The sequence below is a fragment of the Pseudomonas sp. BN505 genome (genome assembly GCF_029873175.1).
Classification (GTDB): Bacteria; Pseudomonadota; Gammaproteobacteria; order Pseudomonadales; family Pseudomonadaceae; genus Aquipseudomonas; species Aquipseudomonas putida.
Genome location: NZ_SSOI01000038.1, coordinates 1 through 14594, shown reverse-complemented (window position 1 = coordinate 14594; position 14594 = coordinate 1). Strand labels below are relative to the sequence as shown.

General features: G+C 56.2%; 28 protein-coding genes. All 28 read right to left on the bottom strand.

Going from position 1 to position 14594, the window contains the following annotated elements; translation table 11 throughout:
* Positions 1-13: 13 nt before the first annotated feature.
* Positions 14-1015: a DNA-directed RNA polymerase subunit alpha gene (gene rpoA / locus E8E78_RS11490; RefSeq protein ID WP_003255452.1), complete on the bottom strand. Its 1002-nt coding sequence runs from the start codon at positions 1013-1015 to the stop codon at positions 14-16.
* Positions 1016-1037: 22 nt separating this feature from the next.
* Positions 1038-1658, bottom strand: coding sequence for a 30S ribosomal protein S4 (rpsD, locus tag E8E78_RS11485; RefSeq protein WP_012270238.1), 621 nt, complete (start codon positions 1656-1658; stop codon positions 1038-1040).
* Positions 1659-1673: 15 nt separating this feature from the next.
* Entirely contained in the window at positions 1674-2063 is a 390-nt protein-coding gene (gene rpsK / locus E8E78_RS11480) for a 30S ribosomal protein S11 (RefSeq protein WP_003255454.1), read from the bottom strand.
* An 18-nt stretch (positions 2064-2081) separates the two neighbouring features.
* Positions 2082-2438, bottom strand: a complete 357-nt coding sequence (gene rpsM, locus E8E78_RS11475; RefSeq protein WP_003255457.1) for a 30S ribosomal protein S13 — start codon at positions 2436-2438, stop codon at positions 2082-2084.
* A gap of 131 nt (positions 2439-2569) precedes the next feature.
* Positions 2570-2686, bottom strand: a complete 117-nt coding sequence (gene rpmJ / locus E8E78_RS11470; protein WP_002555468.1) for a 50S ribosomal protein L36 — start codon at positions 2684-2686, stop codon at positions 2570-2572.
* A 28-nt stretch (positions 2687-2714) separates the two neighbouring features.
* A complete protein-coding gene (gene secY, locus E8E78_RS11465) occupies positions 2715-4046 on the bottom strand; it encodes a preprotein translocase subunit SecY (protein WP_003255459.1) in 1332 nt (443 codons plus the stop codon).
* Entirely contained in the window at positions 4047-4481 is a 435-nt protein-coding gene (gene rplO / locus E8E78_RS11460) for a 50S ribosomal protein L15 (protein WP_003255461.1), read from the bottom strand.
* 3 nt (positions 4482-4484) lie between these two features.
* Positions 4485-4661 (bottom strand): 50S ribosomal protein L30, encoded by a 177-nt coding sequence (gene rpmD / locus E8E78_RS11455; protein WP_016497744.1) that lies wholly within the window; start codon positions 4659-4661, stop codon positions 4485-4487.
* Positions 4662-4663: 2 nt separating this feature from the next.
* Positions 4664-5164, bottom strand: a complete 501-nt coding sequence (gene rpsE, locus E8E78_RS11450) for a 30S ribosomal protein S5 (protein ID WP_003255465.1) — start codon at positions 5162-5164, stop codon at positions 4664-4666.
* Positions 5165-5167: 3 nt separating this feature from the next.
* Positions 5168-5518 (bottom strand): 50S ribosomal protein L18, encoded by a 351-nt coding sequence (gene rplR / locus E8E78_RS11445; RefSeq protein WP_003255467.1) that lies wholly within the window; start codon positions 5516-5518, stop codon positions 5168-5170.
* A gap of 10 nt (positions 5519-5528) precedes the next feature.
* Positions 5529-6062 (bottom strand): 50S ribosomal protein L6, encoded by a 534-nt coding sequence (gene rplF / locus E8E78_RS11440; RefSeq protein WP_003255469.1) that lies wholly within the window; start codon positions 6060-6062, stop codon positions 5529-5531.
* A gap of 12 nt (positions 6063-6074) precedes the next feature.
* Positions 6075-6467, bottom strand: a complete 393-nt coding sequence (rpsH, locus tag E8E78_RS11435; RefSeq protein ID WP_003255471.1) for a 30S ribosomal protein S8 — start codon at positions 6465-6467, stop codon at positions 6075-6077.
* A 209-nt stretch (positions 6468-6676) separates the two neighbouring features.
* Positions 6677-6982: a 30S ribosomal protein S14 gene (rpsN, locus tag E8E78_RS11430; RefSeq protein ID WP_009681970.1), complete on the bottom strand. Its 306-nt coding sequence runs from the start codon at positions 6980-6982 to the stop codon at positions 6677-6679.
* Between the two features lie 13 nt (positions 6983-6995).
* On the bottom strand, positions 6996-7535 hold the full coding sequence (gene rplE / locus E8E78_RS11425; protein ID WP_003255474.1) for a 50S ribosomal protein L5: 540 nt from the start codon (positions 7533-7535) through the stop codon (positions 6996-6998).
* A gap of 20 nt (positions 7536-7555) precedes the next feature.
* Positions 7556-7870 (bottom strand): 50S ribosomal protein L24, encoded by a 315-nt coding sequence (rplX, locus tag E8E78_RS11420; protein ID WP_003255476.1) that lies wholly within the window; start codon positions 7868-7870, stop codon positions 7556-7558.
* An 11-nt stretch (positions 7871-7881) separates the two neighbouring features.
* The gene (rplN, locus tag E8E78_RS11415; protein WP_002555479.1) at positions 7882-8250 is read right to left on the bottom strand and encodes a 50S ribosomal protein L14; all 369 of its coding nucleotides are present in this window, start codon (positions 8248-8250) and stop codon (positions 7882-7884) included.
* 23 nt (positions 8251-8273) lie between these two features.
* Positions 8274-8540, bottom strand: a complete 267-nt coding sequence (gene rpsQ, locus E8E78_RS11410) for a 30S ribosomal protein S17 (protein WP_023534981.1) — start codon at positions 8538-8540, stop codon at positions 8274-8276.
* Positions 8541-8542: 2 nt separating this feature from the next.
* The gene (gene rpmC / locus E8E78_RS11405) at positions 8543-8734 is read right to left on the bottom strand and encodes a 50S ribosomal protein L29 (RefSeq protein ID WP_002555481.1); all 192 of its coding nucleotides are present in this window, start codon (positions 8732-8734) and stop codon (positions 8543-8545) included.
* Complete coding sequence (gene rplP, locus E8E78_RS11400; protein ID WP_003255479.1) at positions 8734-9147, bottom strand: 50S ribosomal protein L16; 414 nt, start codon at positions 9145-9147, stop codon at positions 8734-8736. The genes rpmC and rplP overlap by 1 nt, the downstream gene beginning before the upstream one ends.
* A gap of 12 nt (positions 9148-9159) precedes the next feature.
* Positions 9160-9846: a 30S ribosomal protein S3 gene (gene rpsC, locus E8E78_RS11395; protein WP_003255481.1), complete on the bottom strand. Its 687-nt coding sequence runs from the start codon at positions 9844-9846 to the stop codon at positions 9160-9162.
* A gap of 13 nt (positions 9847-9859) precedes the next feature.
* Positions 9860-10192, bottom strand: coding sequence for a 50S ribosomal protein L22 (gene rplV / locus E8E78_RS11390; RefSeq protein ID WP_003103908.1), 333 nt, complete (start codon positions 10190-10192; stop codon positions 9860-9862).
* Between the two features lie 11 nt (positions 10193-10203).
* The gene (gene rpsS / locus E8E78_RS11385; RefSeq protein WP_003255482.1) at positions 10204-10479 is read right to left on the bottom strand and encodes a 30S ribosomal protein S19; all 276 of its coding nucleotides are present in this window, start codon (positions 10477-10479) and stop codon (positions 10204-10206) included.
* Positions 10480-10495: 16 nt separating this feature from the next.
* Positions 10496-11320, bottom strand: coding sequence for a 50S ribosomal protein L2 (rplB, locus tag E8E78_RS11380; RefSeq protein ID WP_008089816.1), 825 nt, complete (start codon positions 11318-11320; stop codon positions 10496-10498).
* Positions 11321-11334: 14 nt separating this feature from the next.
* Positions 11335-11634 carry a 50S ribosomal protein L23 gene (rplW, locus tag E8E78_RS11375; protein ID WP_003255484.1) on the bottom strand — a complete coding sequence of 100 codons (300 nt, stop codon included), beginning with the start codon at positions 11632-11634 and terminating at the stop codon, positions 11335-11337.
* Positions 11631-12233: a 50S ribosomal protein L4 gene (rplD, locus tag E8E78_RS11370; RefSeq protein WP_003255485.1), complete on the bottom strand. Its 603-nt coding sequence runs from the start codon at positions 12231-12233 to the stop codon at positions 11631-11633. Before rplD ends, rplW begins: the two co-directional genes overlap by 4 nt.
* A 12-nt stretch (positions 12234-12245) precedes the next feature.
* Positions 12246-12881: a 50S ribosomal protein L3 gene (gene rplC, locus E8E78_RS11365; protein WP_003257089.1), complete on the bottom strand. Its 636-nt coding sequence runs from the start codon at positions 12879-12881 to the stop codon at positions 12246-12248.
* Positions 12882-12961: 80 nt separating this feature from the next.
* Complete coding sequence (gene rpsJ, locus E8E78_RS11360; protein ID WP_003186070.1) at positions 12962-13273, bottom strand: 30S ribosomal protein S10; 312 nt, start codon at positions 13271-13273, stop codon at positions 12962-12964.
* A 142-nt stretch (positions 13274-13415) separates the two neighbouring features.
* The coding region (gene tuf, locus E8E78_RS11355; protein WP_232861457.1) for an elongation factor Tu at positions 13416-14594 on the bottom strand (1179 nt) is incomplete at its 5' end.

The window sequence follows — 14594 nt, the reverse complement described above, 5'->3', positions numbered from 1 at the left end:
GTGATTACGACGATCAGGCGGTCGCCTTGTCGTCTTTCTTAAGACTTGCAGGCGGCCAGTTGTCGAGGCGCATGCCGAGAGACAGACCACGAGAGGCCAGGACGTCCTTGATTTCAGTCAGGGACTTCTTGCCCAGGTTAGGAGTCTTCAACAGCTCTACTTCGGTACGCTGAATCAGGTCGCCGATGTAGTAGATGTTCTCCGCCTTGAGGCAGTTGGCCGAACGTACAGTCAGTTCCAGGTCGTCAACCGGACGCAGCAGGATCGGATCGATCTCGTCTTCCTGCTCGACTACGACGGGCTCACTGTCACCTTTGAGGTCGACGAACGCGGCCAACTGCTGTTGCAGGATGGTCGCAGCGCGGCGGATAGCCTCTTCAGGATCCAGAGTACCGTTGGTTTCCAGATCAATGACCAGCTTGTCCAAGTTGGTACGCTGTTCAACACGGGCGTTTTCGACCACATAGGCGATACGACGCACCGGGCTGAACGAAGCGTCCAACTGCAGACGGCCAATGCTACGGCTTTCGTCTTCGTCGGTTTGACGGGAGTCAGCCGGCTCGTAACCGCGACCACGAGCTACAGTGAGCTTCATGTTCAGGGCGCCGTTCGACGCCAGGTTCGCGATTACGTGATCGGGGTTGACGATCTCGACATCGTGATCCAGCTGAATATCGGCAGCGGTAACCACCCCCGAACCCTTTTTCGACAAGGTCAGCGTAACTTCGTCACGACCGTGCAGTTTGATAGCCAGGCCTTTCAGGTTCAACAGGATTTCAATTACGTCTTCCTGTACACCTTCGATCGCGGAGTACTCGTGGAGTACGCCATCGATCTCGGCCTCGACTACTGCACAGCCAGGCATGGAGGACAACAGGATGCGGCGCAGCGCGTTGCCCAGGGTATGGCCGAAACCACGCTCGAGAGGCTCGAGCGTAATCTTGGCGCGGGTCGGACTGACTACCTGCACATCAATGTGGCGGGGAGTCAGGAACTCATTTACCGAAATCTGCATGGATGCACCTATTTTCTAGCCCTTACTTGGAGTAGAGCTCGACAATCAGGTTTTCGTTGATGTCGGCAGACAGGTCGCTGCGAGCTGGAACGTTCTTGAAAACGCCCGACTTTTTAGCAGCATCCACGTCAACCCACTCAACGCGGCCACGCTGGGCGCACAGTTCAAGGGCTTGAACAATGCGCAGCTGGGCCAGCGACTTCTCGCGGACCGCGACCACGTCACCCGGACGAACTTGGTAGGATGGAATGTTTACAGTCTTACCGTTGACGCTGATCGCTTTGTGCGAAACCAGCTGACGGGATTCGGAACGAGTCGAACCGAAGCCCATACGGTAGACGACGTTATCCAGACGGCACTCGAGCAGTTGCAGCAGGTTCTCACCGGTTGCGCCTTTTTTCGAGGCTGCAGCTTGGTAGTAACCGCGGAACTGACGCTCCAGAACACCGTAGATACGACGGACTTTTTGTTTCTCGCGCAGCTGGGTACCGTAGTCGGACTGACGGCCACGGCGCTGGCCGTGGATACCTGGGGCTGCTTCGATGTTGCACTTCGATTCCAGAGCGCGAACGCCGCTCTTCAGGAACAGATCGGTGCCTTCACGACGAGACAGTTTGCATTTTGGACCAATGTAACGTGCCATTCTTCTGTCTCCTGATTACACGCGACGCTTCTTCGGCGGACGGCACCCGTTATGCGGGATTGGCGTCACGTCGGTGATGCTGGCGATCTTGTAGCCGCAGCTGTTCAGTGCACGAACGGCGGATTCACGACCCGGACCTGGACCCTTGACGTTGACGTCGAGGTTCTTCAGGCCGTATTCCAGCGCAGCTTGACCAGCACGTTCAGCAGCAATCTGGGCTGCGAACGGAGTGGATTTGCGCGAACCACGGAAACCCGAACCACCGGAGGTCGCCCAGGACAAAGCATTGCCCTGACGGTCGGTGATGGTCACGATGGTGTTGTTGAAAGAAGCGTGGATGTGGGCGATGCCATCAACCACTGTCTTTTTGACTTTCTTACGAGGACGAGCAGCAGGTTTTGCCATGTCTATATTCCTGGGCGGTTACTTGCGGATCGGCTTACGCGGGCCCTTACGGGTGCGTGCGTTGGTCTTGGTGCGCTGACCGCGAACCGGCAGACCTTTACGATGACGCAGGCCGCGGTAGCAACCCAGGTCCATCAAGCGCTTGATCTTCATGTTGATGTCACGACGCAGGTCACCTTCAGTGGTGAACTTCGCAACTTCGCCACGCAGGGTTTCGATTTGCTCGTCGCTCAGATCCTTGATCTTAGCGGCTGGGTTTACACCAGCGTCTGCACAAATCTTCTGTGCAGTTGTGCGACCGACACCATAGATGTAGGTCAGCGAGATAACAGTATGCTTGTTATCTGGAATGTTGACGCCTGCAATACGGGCCATTCAGTGGGACTCCAATTGACAGCTACCTACGCCCCGGAAGCCAAGAAATAGGGCGCGAGATAATATCGCTGTAGAAACGAATAATCAACCCAGCAGCACACTAGCTGCTGGGTTTGAAGCGCAGATCACACTCAGCCTTGGCGCTGTTTGTGACGCGGTTCCGCGCTGCAGATCACTCGAACGACGCCTTCGCGACGGATGATCTTGCAGTTACGGCACAGCTTTTTCACCGATGCACGAACTTTCATTACCGACTCCTCGAACCTTAGGGGCGTATCAGCGCAGCAAACCGCTGCCGCCGTAGCCTTTCAGGTTGGCTTTCTTCATCAGGGATTCGTACTGGTGCGAAACGAGGTGCGATTGTACTTGGGACATGAAGTCCATCACAACCACTACCACAATCAGCAACGAGGTCCCGCCAAGGTAGAACGGCACATTTGCTGCCACCACCAGGAACTGGGGCAGAAGGCAGACGGCCATCATGTAAAGAGCACCGAACATGGTCAAACGAGTCAGAACGCCATCAATGTAGCGCGCAGACTGCTCACCAGGACGGATACCCGGAATAAAGGCACCGGACTTCTTCAGGTTTTCCGCTACGTCTTTCGGATTGAACATCAACGCTGTATAGAAGAAGCAGAAGAAAATGATCCCTGCACTAAACAGCAAAATGTTCAACGGCTGACCAGGAGCGATCGACTGCGAGATGTCCTGCAGCCAGCCCATACCTTCGGACTGACCGAACCAGGCACCCAGCGAAGCCGGGAACAGCAAAATGCTGCTCGCGAAAATGGCCGGGATAACCCCCGCCATGTTCACTTTCAGCGGCAAGTGGCTGGTCTGCGCAGCAAAGACCTTACGGCCCTGCTGACGCTTGGCGTAGTGAACGGCGATACGACGCTGACCACGCTCAATGAACACCACAAAACCGATAATCGCTACTGCCAGCAAACCGATTGCGACCAGGGCGAAAATGTTGATATCGCCTGTGCGTGCAGACTCGAAAGACTGCCCGATTGCTCTCGGAAGACCGGCAACGATACCTGCGAAGATCAACATCGAGATACCGTTGCCCACACCGCGCTCGGTGATCTGCTCGCCCAGCCACATCATGAACATCGCGCCTGCCACGAAAGTGGAGACGGCAACGACATGGAAGCCCAGGCCCGCAGAAAACGCCACGCCCTGGTTGGCCAGGCCAATGGACATGCCAATGGCTTGAACCAGTGCCAGGATAACGGTGCCGTAGCGGGTGTACTGGCTGATCTTGCGACGGCCAGCTTCACCTTCCTTCTTCAACTGCTCCAGTTGCGGGCTGACCGCCGTCATCAGCTGCATGATGATCGATGCCGAAATATACGGCATGATCCCCAGTGCAAAGATGCTCATGCGCTCAAGCGCGCCACCGGAAAACATGTTGAACAAGCTAAGAATGGTCCCCTCATTCTGCCGAAACAGATCCGCCAGACGGTCCGGATTGATGCCAGGAACCGGGATATGCGCACCTATCCGATAGACGATGATCGCCATGAACAGAAAGCGCAGACGAGCCCAGAGTTCCGACATCCCGCCCTTACCGAGCGAAGAGAGAGCACCTTGCTTAGCCATTTATTCCTCGAATTTGCCGCCAGCTGCTTCGATAGCCGCACGCGCACCCTTGGTGGCTGCGATGCCCTTGATGGTGACTGCGCGAGTAACTTCGCCAGACAGCATGATTTTCACACGCTGAATGTGCTGGTTGATCACGTTGGCATCCTTCAAGGATTGCACGGAGATCACGTCGCCTTCCACTTTGGCCAGCTCGGACAGACGCACTTCTGCGCGGTCCATGGCTTTCAGGGAAACGAAGCCGAATTTCGGCAGACGACGGTGCAGCGGCTGTTGACCGCCTTCGAAGCCCGGAGCGATCGAACCACCCGAACGGGAGGTCTGACCTTTGTGGCCACGGCCGCCGGTCTTACCCAGACCGCTACCGATACCACGACCCGGACGATGCTTTTCGCGACGGGAACCCGGCGCTGGACTCAGATCATTGAGTTTCATCGATTAACCCTCGACGCGCAGCATGTAGTAAGCCTTGTTGATCATCCCGCGATTCTCGGGAGTATCCAGGACTTCTACAGTGTGACCGATGCGACGCAGACCCAGGCCCTTAACACACAGTTTGTGGTTAGGCAGACGACCCGAGACGCTCTTGATCAGCGTTACTTTTACGGTTGCCATGATCAGAAGATCTCCTCGACGCTCTTGCCGCGCTTGGCAGCAATGGATTCAGGAGATTGCATGGCTTTCAGACCCTTGAAAGTGGCGTAAACCACGTTCACTGGGTTGGTCGAACCGTAGCACTTGGCCAGAACGTTCTGAACACCAGCAACTTCCAGGACAGCACGCATTGCGCCACCAGCGATGATACCGGTACCTTCGGAGGCAGGCTGCATGTAAACCTTCGAGGCGCCGTGGGCAGCCTTGGTGGCGTACTGCAGGGTGGTGCCCTTCAGGTCTACCTGGATCATGTTGCGGCGAGCAGCTTCCATGGCTTTCTGAATCGCAGCAGGTACTTCGCGCGATTTGCCACGGCCGAAGCCCACACGACCTTTACCATCACCAACCACGGTCAACGCGGTGAAGGTGAAGATACGGCCGCCTTTTACGGTCTTGGCAACGCGGTTAACCTGAACCAGCTTCTCGATGTAGCCTTCGTCGCGCTTTTGATCGTTATTTGCCATAACTTAGAACTCCAGCCCGCCTTCACGAGCAGCATCAGCCAGCGCTTTGACGCGGCCATGGTACTTGAAGCCGGAACGGTCAAAGGCAACTTGAGATACACCGGCGGCTTTCGCACGCTCAGCTACCAGCTTGCCAACCTTAGTGGCCGCGTCGATGTTGCCAGTGGCGCCATCACGCAGGTCTTTGTCCAAGGTCGAGGCGCTTGCCAGAACCTTGCTGCCGTCGGCCGAAATGACCTGGGCGTAGATGTGCTGCGAGGAGCGGAACACGCACAGGCGCACGACTTCGAGTTCGTGCATCTTGAGACGTGCTTTGCGAGCGCGACGCAGTCGAATAACTTTTTTGTCGGTCATTTACTAGGCCCTACTTCTTCTTGGCTTCTTTACGACGGACTACTTCGTCCGCGTAACGCACACCTTTGCCTTTGTAAGGCTCTGGCGGACGGAAGTCGCGGATTTCAGCGGCCACCTGACCTACCAGCTGCTTGTCGATACCCTTGATCAGGATGTCGGTCTGGCTAGGCGTTTCAGCGGTGATACCGGCTGGCAGTTCGTAGTCCACTGGGTGAGAGAAGCCCAGGGCCAGGTTCAGGACGGTGCCTTTAGCCTGTGCCTTGTAACCAACACCGACCAGCTGGAGCTTACGCTCGAAGCCTTGGCTTACGCCCTGGACCATGTTGTTAACCAGAGCGCGGGTGGTACCGGCCATGGCACGAGCTTGCTGGTCACCATTGCGAGCGACGAAACGCAGCTCACCAGACTCTTCGGTAACTTCAACAGACGAGTGAACGTTCAGTTCGAGAGTGCCCTTGGCACCCTTCACCGAAAGCTGCTGACCTGCGAATTTGACTTCGACACCGGACGGCAGCTTAACGGGGTTCTTAGCGACGCGAGACATGTCTATCCCCCCTTAGAACACTGTGCACAGAACTTCGCCGCCGACACCGGCAGCGCGCGCAGCGCGATCAGTCATCACACCTTTGTTGGTGGAGACAATAGACACGCCCAGACCGCCACGTACTTTCGGCAGATCGGTGACGGCCTTGTACTGGCGCAGGCCTGGACGGCTGGAGCGCTTCAGTTCCTCGATGACCGGACGGCCTTCGAAGTACTTCAGTTCGATCGACAGGGAAGGCTTGGCTTCACCAGTTACCTGGTAGCCAGCGATGTAACCTTCGTCCTTCAGAACTTTGGCAACCGCGACCTTCAGGGTAGAAGAAGGCATGCTTACGACGGACTTTTCAGCCATCTGGGCATTACGGATGCGAGTTAGCATGTCCGCTAACGGGTCCTGCATACTCATGGGCTAGATGCTCCTGATACAAGAATTATTAGCCTTGCGGCTATGACAACCACCTGAGCGGATTGGGTAAAAAACCCAGGCTCGGGTGAGCCGGTCATTCTAGACACAAGGCAGAAACGAAACAAGCCCCATATAGGGGCTTGTTTCTTGGCGAGGTCACCGGCGGTCGGAAGATTGCTCCCCTTCCACCGGGATCACACCGACAGCGATTACCAGGAGGCCTTGACCAGACCTGGTACGTCGCCGCGCATTGCAGCTTGACGCAGCATGTTACGGCCCAGGCCGAACTTACGGTATACACCGTGAGGACGACCGGTCAGGCGGCAACGGTTGCGCAGGCGCGAGGCGCTAGCGTCACGTGGCTGCTTCTGCAGAGCGACAACGGCAGCGAAACGCTCTTCTGGAGAGGCATTAACGTTGACGATGGTCGCTTTCAGCTCAGCACGCTTCTTAGCGAACTTGGCTACCGTCAGCTGACGCTTCAGCTCACGGTTTTTCATGCTCTTCTTGGCCATTTTCCTACTCCAATCAGTTGCGGAACGGGAACTTGAAAGCACGCAGCAGAGCGCGGCCTTCGTCGTCCGAACGAGCAGTGGTGGTCAGGGTGATGTCCAAACCGCGCAGAGCATCGATCTTGTCGTAATCGATTTCCGGGAAGATGATCTGCTCTTTCACGCCCATGCTGTAGTTGCCACGGCCATCGAAGGACTTGGCATTCAGGCCGCGGAAGTCGCGAACCCGAGGCAGGGAGATCGCCAGCAGGCGGTCCAGGAATTCGTACATCTTGTCGCTACGCAGGGTCACCTTGACACCGATCGGCCACCCTTCGCGGACTTTGAAGCCAGCGATGGATTTGCGAGCGAAAGTCACGACCGGCTTTTGACCGGTGATCTTTTCCAGGTCAGCTACTGCGTGCTCGATGACTTTCTTGTCGCCGATCGCTTCGCCCAGACCCATGTTCAGGGTGATTTTGGTAACGCGCGGAACTTCCATCACGTTCGACAGCTTAAGTTCTTCCTTAAGCTTAGGAGCGATTTCGTTCCGGTAAATCTCTTTCAGTCGTGCCATGGTCTTCTACCTAGCAGTGTTCAAGCATCAACCGCTTTTTGGGTCGACTTGAAGACACGAATTTTCTTACCGTCTTCTACTTTGAAACCAACGCGGTCAGCCTTGTTGGTTTCGCCGTTGAAGATGGCAACGTTGGAAGCGTGCAGAGGCGCTTCTTTCTCGACGATACCGCCCTGAACGCCCGCCATCGGGTTAGGCTTGGTATGACGCTTGACCAGGTTCACACCACCGATGACCAGACGGTCATCAGCGAGAACCTTCAGCACCTTACCGCGCTTACCTTTGTCTTTGCCGGCGATCACGATGATCTCGTCGTCACGACGAATCTTTTGCATGTCGGATCTCCTTACAGCACTTCAGGGGCGAGCGAGACGATCTTCATGAACTTCTCAGTACGAAGTTCACGGGTCACTGGCCCGAAGATGCGAGTGCCGATCGGCTCTTGCTTGTTGTTCAGCAGAACAGCAGCGTTGCCGTCGAAACGAATGATGGAACCGTCAGCGCGACGAACACCGTGACGGGTGCGCACGACAACAGCGGTCATCACTTGGCCTTTTTTGACCTTACCGCGCGGAATTGCTTCCTTGACAGTAACCTTGATGATGTCACCGATGCCGGCGTAACGACGGTGCGAGCCGCCGAGCACCTTGATGCACATGACGCGACGAGCGCCGCTGTTATCGGCCACATCGAGCATGGATTGAGTCTGAATCATAAAATTTCTCCGACCCCTAGCCCTTAGACTTCAACAGCGCGTTCGAGGACTTCAACCAGTGCCCAGGACTTGGTCTTGGCCAGCGGACGGGTTTCGGTAATCGAAACCTTGTCGCCGATCTTGCACTGGTTGGTTTCGTCGTGCGCGTGCAGCTTAGTCGAACGCTTAACGTATTTACCGTAGATCGGGTGCTTTACGCGACGCTCGATCAGAACGGTGATGGTCTTGTCCATTTTGTCGCTGACGACACGGCCAGTCAGCGTACGGACGGTTTTTTCAGCTTCAGCCATGATCACTTACCTGCCTGCTGGTTGAGCACAGTTTTCACGCGAGCGATGTCACGCTTAACTTGCGAGAGCAGGTGCGACTGCCCCAACTGGCCAGTTGCTTTCTGCATACGCAGATTGAACTGGTCACGCAGCAAGCCGAGCAGTTGCTCGTTCAGCTGCTGTGCCGATTTTTCACGAAGTTCATTCGCTTTCATCACATCACCGTCCGCTTAACAAAGGAGGTGGCGAGAGGCAGCTTTGCAGCAGCCAGGGCGAAAGCTTCGCGCGCCAGCTCTTCAGAAACACCCTCGATCTCGTACAGGACTTTGCCTGGCTGGATCTGGGCAACCCAGTATTCCACGGAGCCCTTACCTTTACCCATACGAACCTCGAGAGGCTTCTTGGAGATCGGCTTGTCCGGGAACACACGGATCCAGATCTTGCCGCCACGTTTAACGTGACGGGTCAGCGCACGACGTGCGGACTCGATCTGGCGAGCGGTGAGGCGACCGCGAGCAACAGCTTTCAGGGCGAATTCGCCGAAGCTGACTTTGCTACCGCGCAGTGCCAGACCACGGTTGTGGCCGGTCATCTGCTTGCGGAATTTTGTACGCTTTGGTTGCAACATTTGGCGTACCCCTTACTTAGCAGCTTTTTTACGAGGCGCTGGTGCTTGTGGTTTCAGTTCTTCTTGGCGACCACCAATAACTTCGCCTTTGAAGATCCAAACCTTCACACCGATCACACCGTAAGTGGTGTGAGCTTCGTAGGTGTTGTAGTCGATATCGGCACGCAGGGTGTGCAGAGGCACACGACCTTCGCGATACCACTCGGTACGAGCAATCTCGGCACCGCCGAGACGACCGCTCACCTGGATCTTGATGCCCTTGGCACCAATACGCATGGCGTTCTGTACGGCGCGCTTCATGGCGCGACGGAACATTACGCGGCGTTCCAGCTGCTGAGCTACGCTCTGCGCAACCAGCATAGCGTCGAGTTCCGGCTTGCGGATCTCTTCGATGTTGATGTGCACAGGCACACCCATCTGCTTGGTCAGGTCCTGACGCAGCTTCTCAACATCTTCACCTTTCTTGCCGATAACGATACCGGGACGAGCAGTGTGGATGGTGATGCGTGCAGTTTGAGCCGGACGATGAATATCGATACGGCTTACGGACGCGCTTTTTAGTTTGTCTTGGAGGTACTCACGCGTTTTCAGATCCTTCAAGAGGTAATCTGCGTAAGTAGCACCGTCTGCGTACCAGACGGAGGTGTGCTCCTTGACGATTCCCAGGCGAATGCCAGTGGGATGTACTTTCTGACCCATCTGATCGACTCCGTTACTTGTCCGCAACCTTGACAGTGATATGGCAAGACCGCTTGACGATGCGATCAGCACGGCCTTTGGCACGTGGCATGATACGCTTCAGCGAACGCCCTTCGTTGACGAAGACGGTGGAGACCTTCAGGTCATCAACGTCTGCGCCTTCGTTGTGTTCGGCGTTGGCTACGGCCGACTCGAGGACTTTCTTCATGATTTCAGCGGCTTTTTTGCTGCTGAAGGCCAACAGGTTGAGCGCTTCGCCCACCTTCTTCCCGCGGATCTGGTCGGCGACCAAGCGGGCTTTCTGGGCGGAGATGCGAGCGCCCGACAACTTAGCGGCTACTTCCATTTCCTTACCCCTTAACGCTTGGCTTTCTTGTCAGCCACGTGCCCGCGATAGGTGCGGGTACCGGCGAACTCGCCCAGTTTGTGGCCGACCATGTCTTCGTTCACGAGAACTGGAACATGCTGGCGACCGTTGTGAACCGCGATGGTCAGACCGACCATTTGTGGCAGGATCATCGAGCGACGCGACCAGGTTTTAACTGGCTTGCGATCGTTCTTCTCCACCGCCACTTCGACCTTCTTCAACAGGTGAAGATCGATAAAAGGACCTTTTTTCAGAGAACGTGGCACTGTCGTATCCCTCTAGTTACTTGCGACGACGGACGATCATGTTGTCGGTACGCTTATTACCACGGGTTTTAGCACCCTTGGTTGGGAAGCCCCATGGCGATACCGGATGACGACCACCGGAGGTACGACCTTCACCACCACCATGTGGGTGGTCAACCGGGTTCATGGCAACGCCACGAACGGTTGGGCGAACGCCGCGCCAGCGTTTGGCACCTGCTTTACCCAGCGAACGCAGGCTGTGCTCGGAGTTCGAGACTTCGCCCAGGGTCGCACGGCACTCAGCCAGTACTTTACGCATTTCACCGGAACGCAGACGCAGAGTCACGTATACGCCGTCACGAGCGATCAGCTGAGCCGAAGCACCAGCGGAACGAGCGATCTGAGCACCTTTACCCGGCTTCAGTTCGACGCCGTGAATGGTGCTACCTACTGGGATGTTGCGCAGCTGCAGGGAGTTACCGGCCTTGATTGGGGCCAGGGCACCTGCGATCAGCTGGTCGCCAGCGCTCACGCCTTTAGGGGCGATGATGTAGCGACGCTCACCGTCTGCGTAGCACAGCAGGGCGATGTGAGCAGTACGGTTTGGATCGTATTCGATACGCTCGACAGTGGCTGGGATGCCATCTTTGTCGTTGCGACGGAAGTCGACCAGACGGTAATGCTGCTTATGACCACCACCAACGTGACGAGTGGTAATACGGCCATTGTTGTTACGACCACCAGACTTCGATTTCTTCTCGAGCAGCGGTGCGTGAGGAGCGCCTTTGTGCAGCTCCTTGTTGACCACCTTGACCACGAAACGGCGGCCAGGGGAAGTCGGTTTGCATTTAACGATTGCCATGATGCACCCCTTCCTTACTCAGCACTGCTGCTGAAATCGAGATCTTGGCCTGGCTGAAGGGAGACGATCGCCTTCTTCCAGTCATTGCGCTTGCCCAGACCACGTGCGGTACGCTTGGTTTTACCCAGAACGTTAACAGTCGACACGTTTTCAACTTTTACGTTGAACAGGCCTTCGACAGCTTTCTTGATTTCCAGCTTGGTTGCATCGGTAGCAACCTTGAATACGAACTGGCCTTTTTTCTCAGCCAGAACGGTAGCCTTCTCGGAAACGTGCGGGCCAAGGAGGACTTTAAATACGCGTTCCTGGTTCATCCCAGCAGCTCCTCGAATTTCTTCACGGCCGAGACAGTGATCAACACTTTCTCGTATGCGATCAGACTGACCGGGTCGGAACCCTGTACGTCACGTACATCGACGTGCGGCAGGTTGCGAGCAGCCAGGTACAGGTTCTGATCAACAGCGTCGGAGACGATCAGTACGTCGCTCAGACCCATGCCGTTCAGCTTGTTCAGCAGATCTTTGGTTTTCGGTGCTTCAACAGCGAAGTCCTGAACCACGACCAGACGGTCGCTACGCACCAGCTCAGCGAGGATGGAGCGCAGAGCTGCGCGATACATCTTCTTGTTGAGCTTCTGCGAGTGATCTTGAGGGCGAGCTGCGAAGGTTACACCACCGCCACGCCAGATCGGACCACGAGTGGTACCAGCACGAGCACGGCCAGTACCCTTCTGACGCCATGGGCGCTTACCGCCACCAGCCACGTCGGAACGGGTCTTTTGCTGCTTGGTGCCCTGACGGCCGCCGGCCATGTAGGCCACGACTGCTTGGTGAACCAGCGTCTCGTTGAATTCGCCACCGAAAGTCAGTTCGGAAACTTCGATCGCCTGAGCGTCATTTACATTGAGTTGCATGTCAGTTTCCCCTTAACCGCGAGCCTTGACAGCTGGACGTACAACCACGTCGCCGCCAGTAGCGCCAGGAACGGCACCCTTGACGAGCAGCAGGTTGCGTTCAGCGTCTACGCGAACTACTTCCAGGGACTGAACAGTCACGCGCTCGGCGCCCATGTGACCGGACATTTTCTTGCCCTTGAACACACGACCAGGAGTCTGGCACTGGCCGATGGAACCAGGCACACGGTGCGACACGGAGTTACCGTGGGTGTTGTCCTGACCACGGAAGTTCCAGCGCTTGATGGTACCGGCGAAGCCTTTACCTTTGGACTGACCAGTAACGTCTACCAGCTGGCCTGCAGTGAAGAGTTCAGCTTTGATCAGATCGCCAGCCTGGAAATCGCCTTCTTCAAGACGGAACTCCCAAACACCGCGACCAGCGGCAACGTTAGCCTTGGCGAAGTGGCCTGCCTGAGCGGCAGTCACACGCGAAGCACGACGCTCGCCGACAGTGACTTGCACTGCACGGTAGCCATCGGTTTCCTCAGTTTTGAACTGGGTGACGCGATTCGGTTCGATCTCAATGACCGTGACCGGAATGGAGACACCTTCTTCGGTGAAAATGCGGGTCATACCGCATTTGCGACCGATTACACCAATAGTCATGTTGTAAACCTCATGAGTGTACGGGGCTTTCACCCGCTATGGCCGCCCATTTCAGAGCGTTACACGACTAGACCGAAGTCTTAGCCGAGGCTGATCTGAACTTCCACACCTGCCGCCAGATCAAGCTTCATCAGCGCGTCAACGGTTTTATCCGTTGGCTGGACGATGTCCAGAACACGCTTATGAGTGCGAATCTCGTACTGGTCACGCGCGTCTTTGTTGACGTGCGGGGAGACCAGAACGGTGAAACGCTCTTTGCGGGTAGGCAGTGGAATCGGACCACGCACTTGTGCACCAGTACGTTTCGCGGTTTCCACGATTTCCTGGGTGGATTGGTCGATCAGGCGATGGTCGAAAGCCTTCAACCTGATACGGATTTGCTGATTTTGCATTGGATTTCAGACTCCAGGCTGTTCCCAACGGACGCACTACGCCCGCTAAAAGGAGGCGTGATTCTATAGACGCCCCAATTTAGTGTCAACCCAATAAAAAAAGCCCCCGCTGAGCGGAGGCCTTTTTCAATCGGTCGAGTGATTACTCGATGATTTTGGCTACGACGCCGGCGCCGACGGTACGACCGCCTTCACGGATAGCGAAGCGCAGACCGTCTTCCATTGCGATGGTCTTGATCAGGGTAACAGTCATCTGAATGTTGTCACCTGGCATTACCATTTCAACGCCTTCCGGCAGTTCGCAGTTACCGGTCACGTCAGTGGTACGGAAGTAGAACTGAGGACGGTAGCCTTTGAAGAACGGAGTGTGACGACCGCCTTCTTCCTTCGACAGGACGTAGACTTCTGCGGTGAACTTGGTGTGCGGCTTGACCGAACCTGGCTTGACCAGAACCTGGCCACGCTCAACGTCGTCACGCTTGGTACCACGCAGCAGAACGCCGCAGTTCTCGCCAGCACGACCTTCGTCCAGCAGCTTGCGGAACATCTCAACACCGGTGCAGGTGGTGGTGGTGGTGTCACGCAGACCAACGATTTCCAGCGGATCCTGAACGCGGACGATACCACGCTCGATACGACCGGTAACAACGGTACCACGACCCGAGATCGAGAATACGTCTTCGATTGGCATCAGGAACGGCTTGTCGATAGCGCGCTCTGGCTCTGGGATGTAGCTGTCCAGAGTTTCAACCAGACGCTTGACAGCGGTGGTGCCCATTTCGTTGTCGTCTTTGCCTTCCAGCGCCATACGAGCCGAACCGATGATGATCGGAGTGTCGTCGCCTGGGAAGTCATAGGTGGACAGCAGGTCGCGAACTTCCATCTCGACCAGTTCCAGCAGCTCAGCGTCGTCTACCAGGTCAGCCTTGTTCAGGAAGACCACGATGTACGGAACGCCAACCTGACGGGACAGCAGGATGTGCTCACGGGTTTGTGGCATCGGACCATCGGCGGCCGAGCAAACCAGGATCGCGCCGTCCATCTGGGCAGCACCGGTGATCATGTTCTTCACATAGTCAGCGTGACCTGGGCAGTCAACGTGAGCGTAGTGACGAATGTTCGAGTTGTACTCGACGTGAGCGGTGTTGATGGTGATACCGCGCGCTTTTTCTTCCGGAGCCGAGTCGATCTTGTCGAACTCAACGACTGCCGAACCGAAAACTTCGGAGCAGACGCGAGTCAGAGCTGCGGTCAGAGTGGTCTTACCGTGGTCAACGTGGCCGATAGTGCCGACGTTAACGTGGGGAAGGGAACGATCAAA

Bases quoted from the DNA above. Each gene is read 5' to 3' on its own strand.
- rpoA (WP_003255452.1), bottom strand. From the start codon at position 1,015: ATGCAGATTTCGGTAAATGAGTTCCTGACTCCCCGCCACATTGATGTG.
- rpsD (WP_012270238.1), bottom strand. From the start codon at position 1,658: ATGGCACGTTACATTGGTCCAAAATGCAAACTGTCTCGTCGTGAAGGC.
- rpsK (WP_003255454.1), bottom strand. From the start codon at position 2,063: ATGGCAAAACCTGCTGCTCGTCCTCGTAAGAAAGTCAAAAAGACAGTG.
- rpsM (WP_003255457.1), bottom strand. From the start codon at position 2,438: ATGGCCCGTATTGCAGGCGTCAACATTCCAGATAACAAGCATACTGTT.
- rpmJ (WP_002555468.1), bottom strand. From the start codon at position 2,686: ATGAAAGTTCGTGCATCGGTGAAAAAGCTGTGCCGTAACTGCAAGATC.
- secY (WP_003255459.1), bottom strand. From the start codon at position 4,046: ATGGCTAAGCAAGGTGCTCTCTCTTCGCTCGGTAAGGGCGGGATGTCG.
- rplO (WP_003255461.1), bottom strand. From the start codon at position 4,481: ATGAAACTCAATGATCTGAGTCCAGCGCCGGGTTCCCGTCGCGAAAAG.
- rpmD (WP_016497744.1), bottom strand. From the start codon at position 4,661: ATGGCAACCGTAAAAGTAACGCTGATCAAGAGCGTCTCGGGTCGTCTG.
- rpsE (WP_003255465.1), bottom strand. From the start codon at position 5,164: ATGGCAAATAACGATCAAAAGCGCGACGAAGGCTACATCGAGAAGCTG.
- rplR (WP_003255467.1), bottom strand. From the start codon at position 5,518: ATGACCGACAAAAAAGTTATTCGACTGCGTCGCGCTCGCAAAGCACGT.
- rplF (WP_003255469.1), bottom strand. From the start codon at position 6,062: ATGTCTCGCGTCGCTAAGAACCCCGTTAAGCTGCCGTCCGGTGTCGAA.
- rpsH (WP_003255471.1), bottom strand. From the start codon at position 6,467: ATGAGTATGCAGGACCCGTTAGCGGACATGCTAACTCGCATCCGTAAT.
- rpsN (WP_009681970.1), bottom strand. From the start codon at position 6,982: ATGGCCAAGAAGAGCATGAAAAACCGTGAGCTGAAGCGTCAGCTGACG.
- rplE (WP_003255474.1), bottom strand. From the start codon at position 7,535: ATGGCACGACTGAAAGAGATTTACCGGAACGAAATCGCTCCTAAGCTT.
- rplX (WP_003255476.1), bottom strand. From the start codon at position 7,870: ATGCAAAAGATTCGTCGTGACGACGAGATCATCGTGATCGCCGGCAAA.
- rplN (WP_002555479.1), bottom strand. From the start codon at position 8,250: ATGATTCAGACTCAATCCATGCTCGATGTGGCCGATAACAGCGGCGCT.
- rpsQ (WP_023534981.1), bottom strand. From the start codon at position 8,540: ATGGCTGAAGCTGAAAAAACCGTCCGTACGCTGACTGGCCGTGTCGTC.
- rpmC (WP_002555481.1), bottom strand. From the start codon at position 8,734: ATGAAAGCGAATGAACTTCGTGAAAAATCGGCACAGCAGCTGAACGAG.
- rplP (WP_003255479.1), bottom strand. From the start codon at position 9,147: ATGTTGCAACCAAAGCGTACAAAATTCCGCAAGCAGATGACCGGCCAC.
- rpsC (WP_003255481.1), bottom strand. From the start codon at position 9,846: ATGGGTCAGAAAGTACATCCCACTGGCATTCGCCTGGGAATCGTCAAG.
- rplV (WP_003103908.1), bottom strand. From the start codon at position 10,192: ATGGAAGTAGCCGCTAAGTTGTCGGGCGCTCGCATCTCCGCCCAGAAA.
- rplB (WP_008089816.1), bottom strand. From the start codon at position 11,320: ATGGCAATCGTTAAATGCAAACCGACTTCCCCTGGCCGCCGTTTCGTG.
- rplW (WP_003255484.1), bottom strand. From the start codon at position 11,634: ATGAACCAGGAACGCGTATTTAAAGTCCTCCTTGGCCCGCACGTTTCC.
- rplD (WP_003255485.1), bottom strand. From the start codon at position 12,233: ATGCAACTCAATGTAAATGACGCTCAGGCGATCGAAGTTTCCGAACTG.
- rplC (WP_003257089.1), bottom strand. From the start codon at position 12,881: ATGACTATTGGTGTAATCGGTCGCAAATGCGGTATGACCCGCATTTTC.
- rpsJ (WP_003186070.1), bottom strand. From the start codon at position 13,273: ATGCAAAATCAGCAAATCCGTATCAGGTTGAAGGCTTTCGACCATCGC.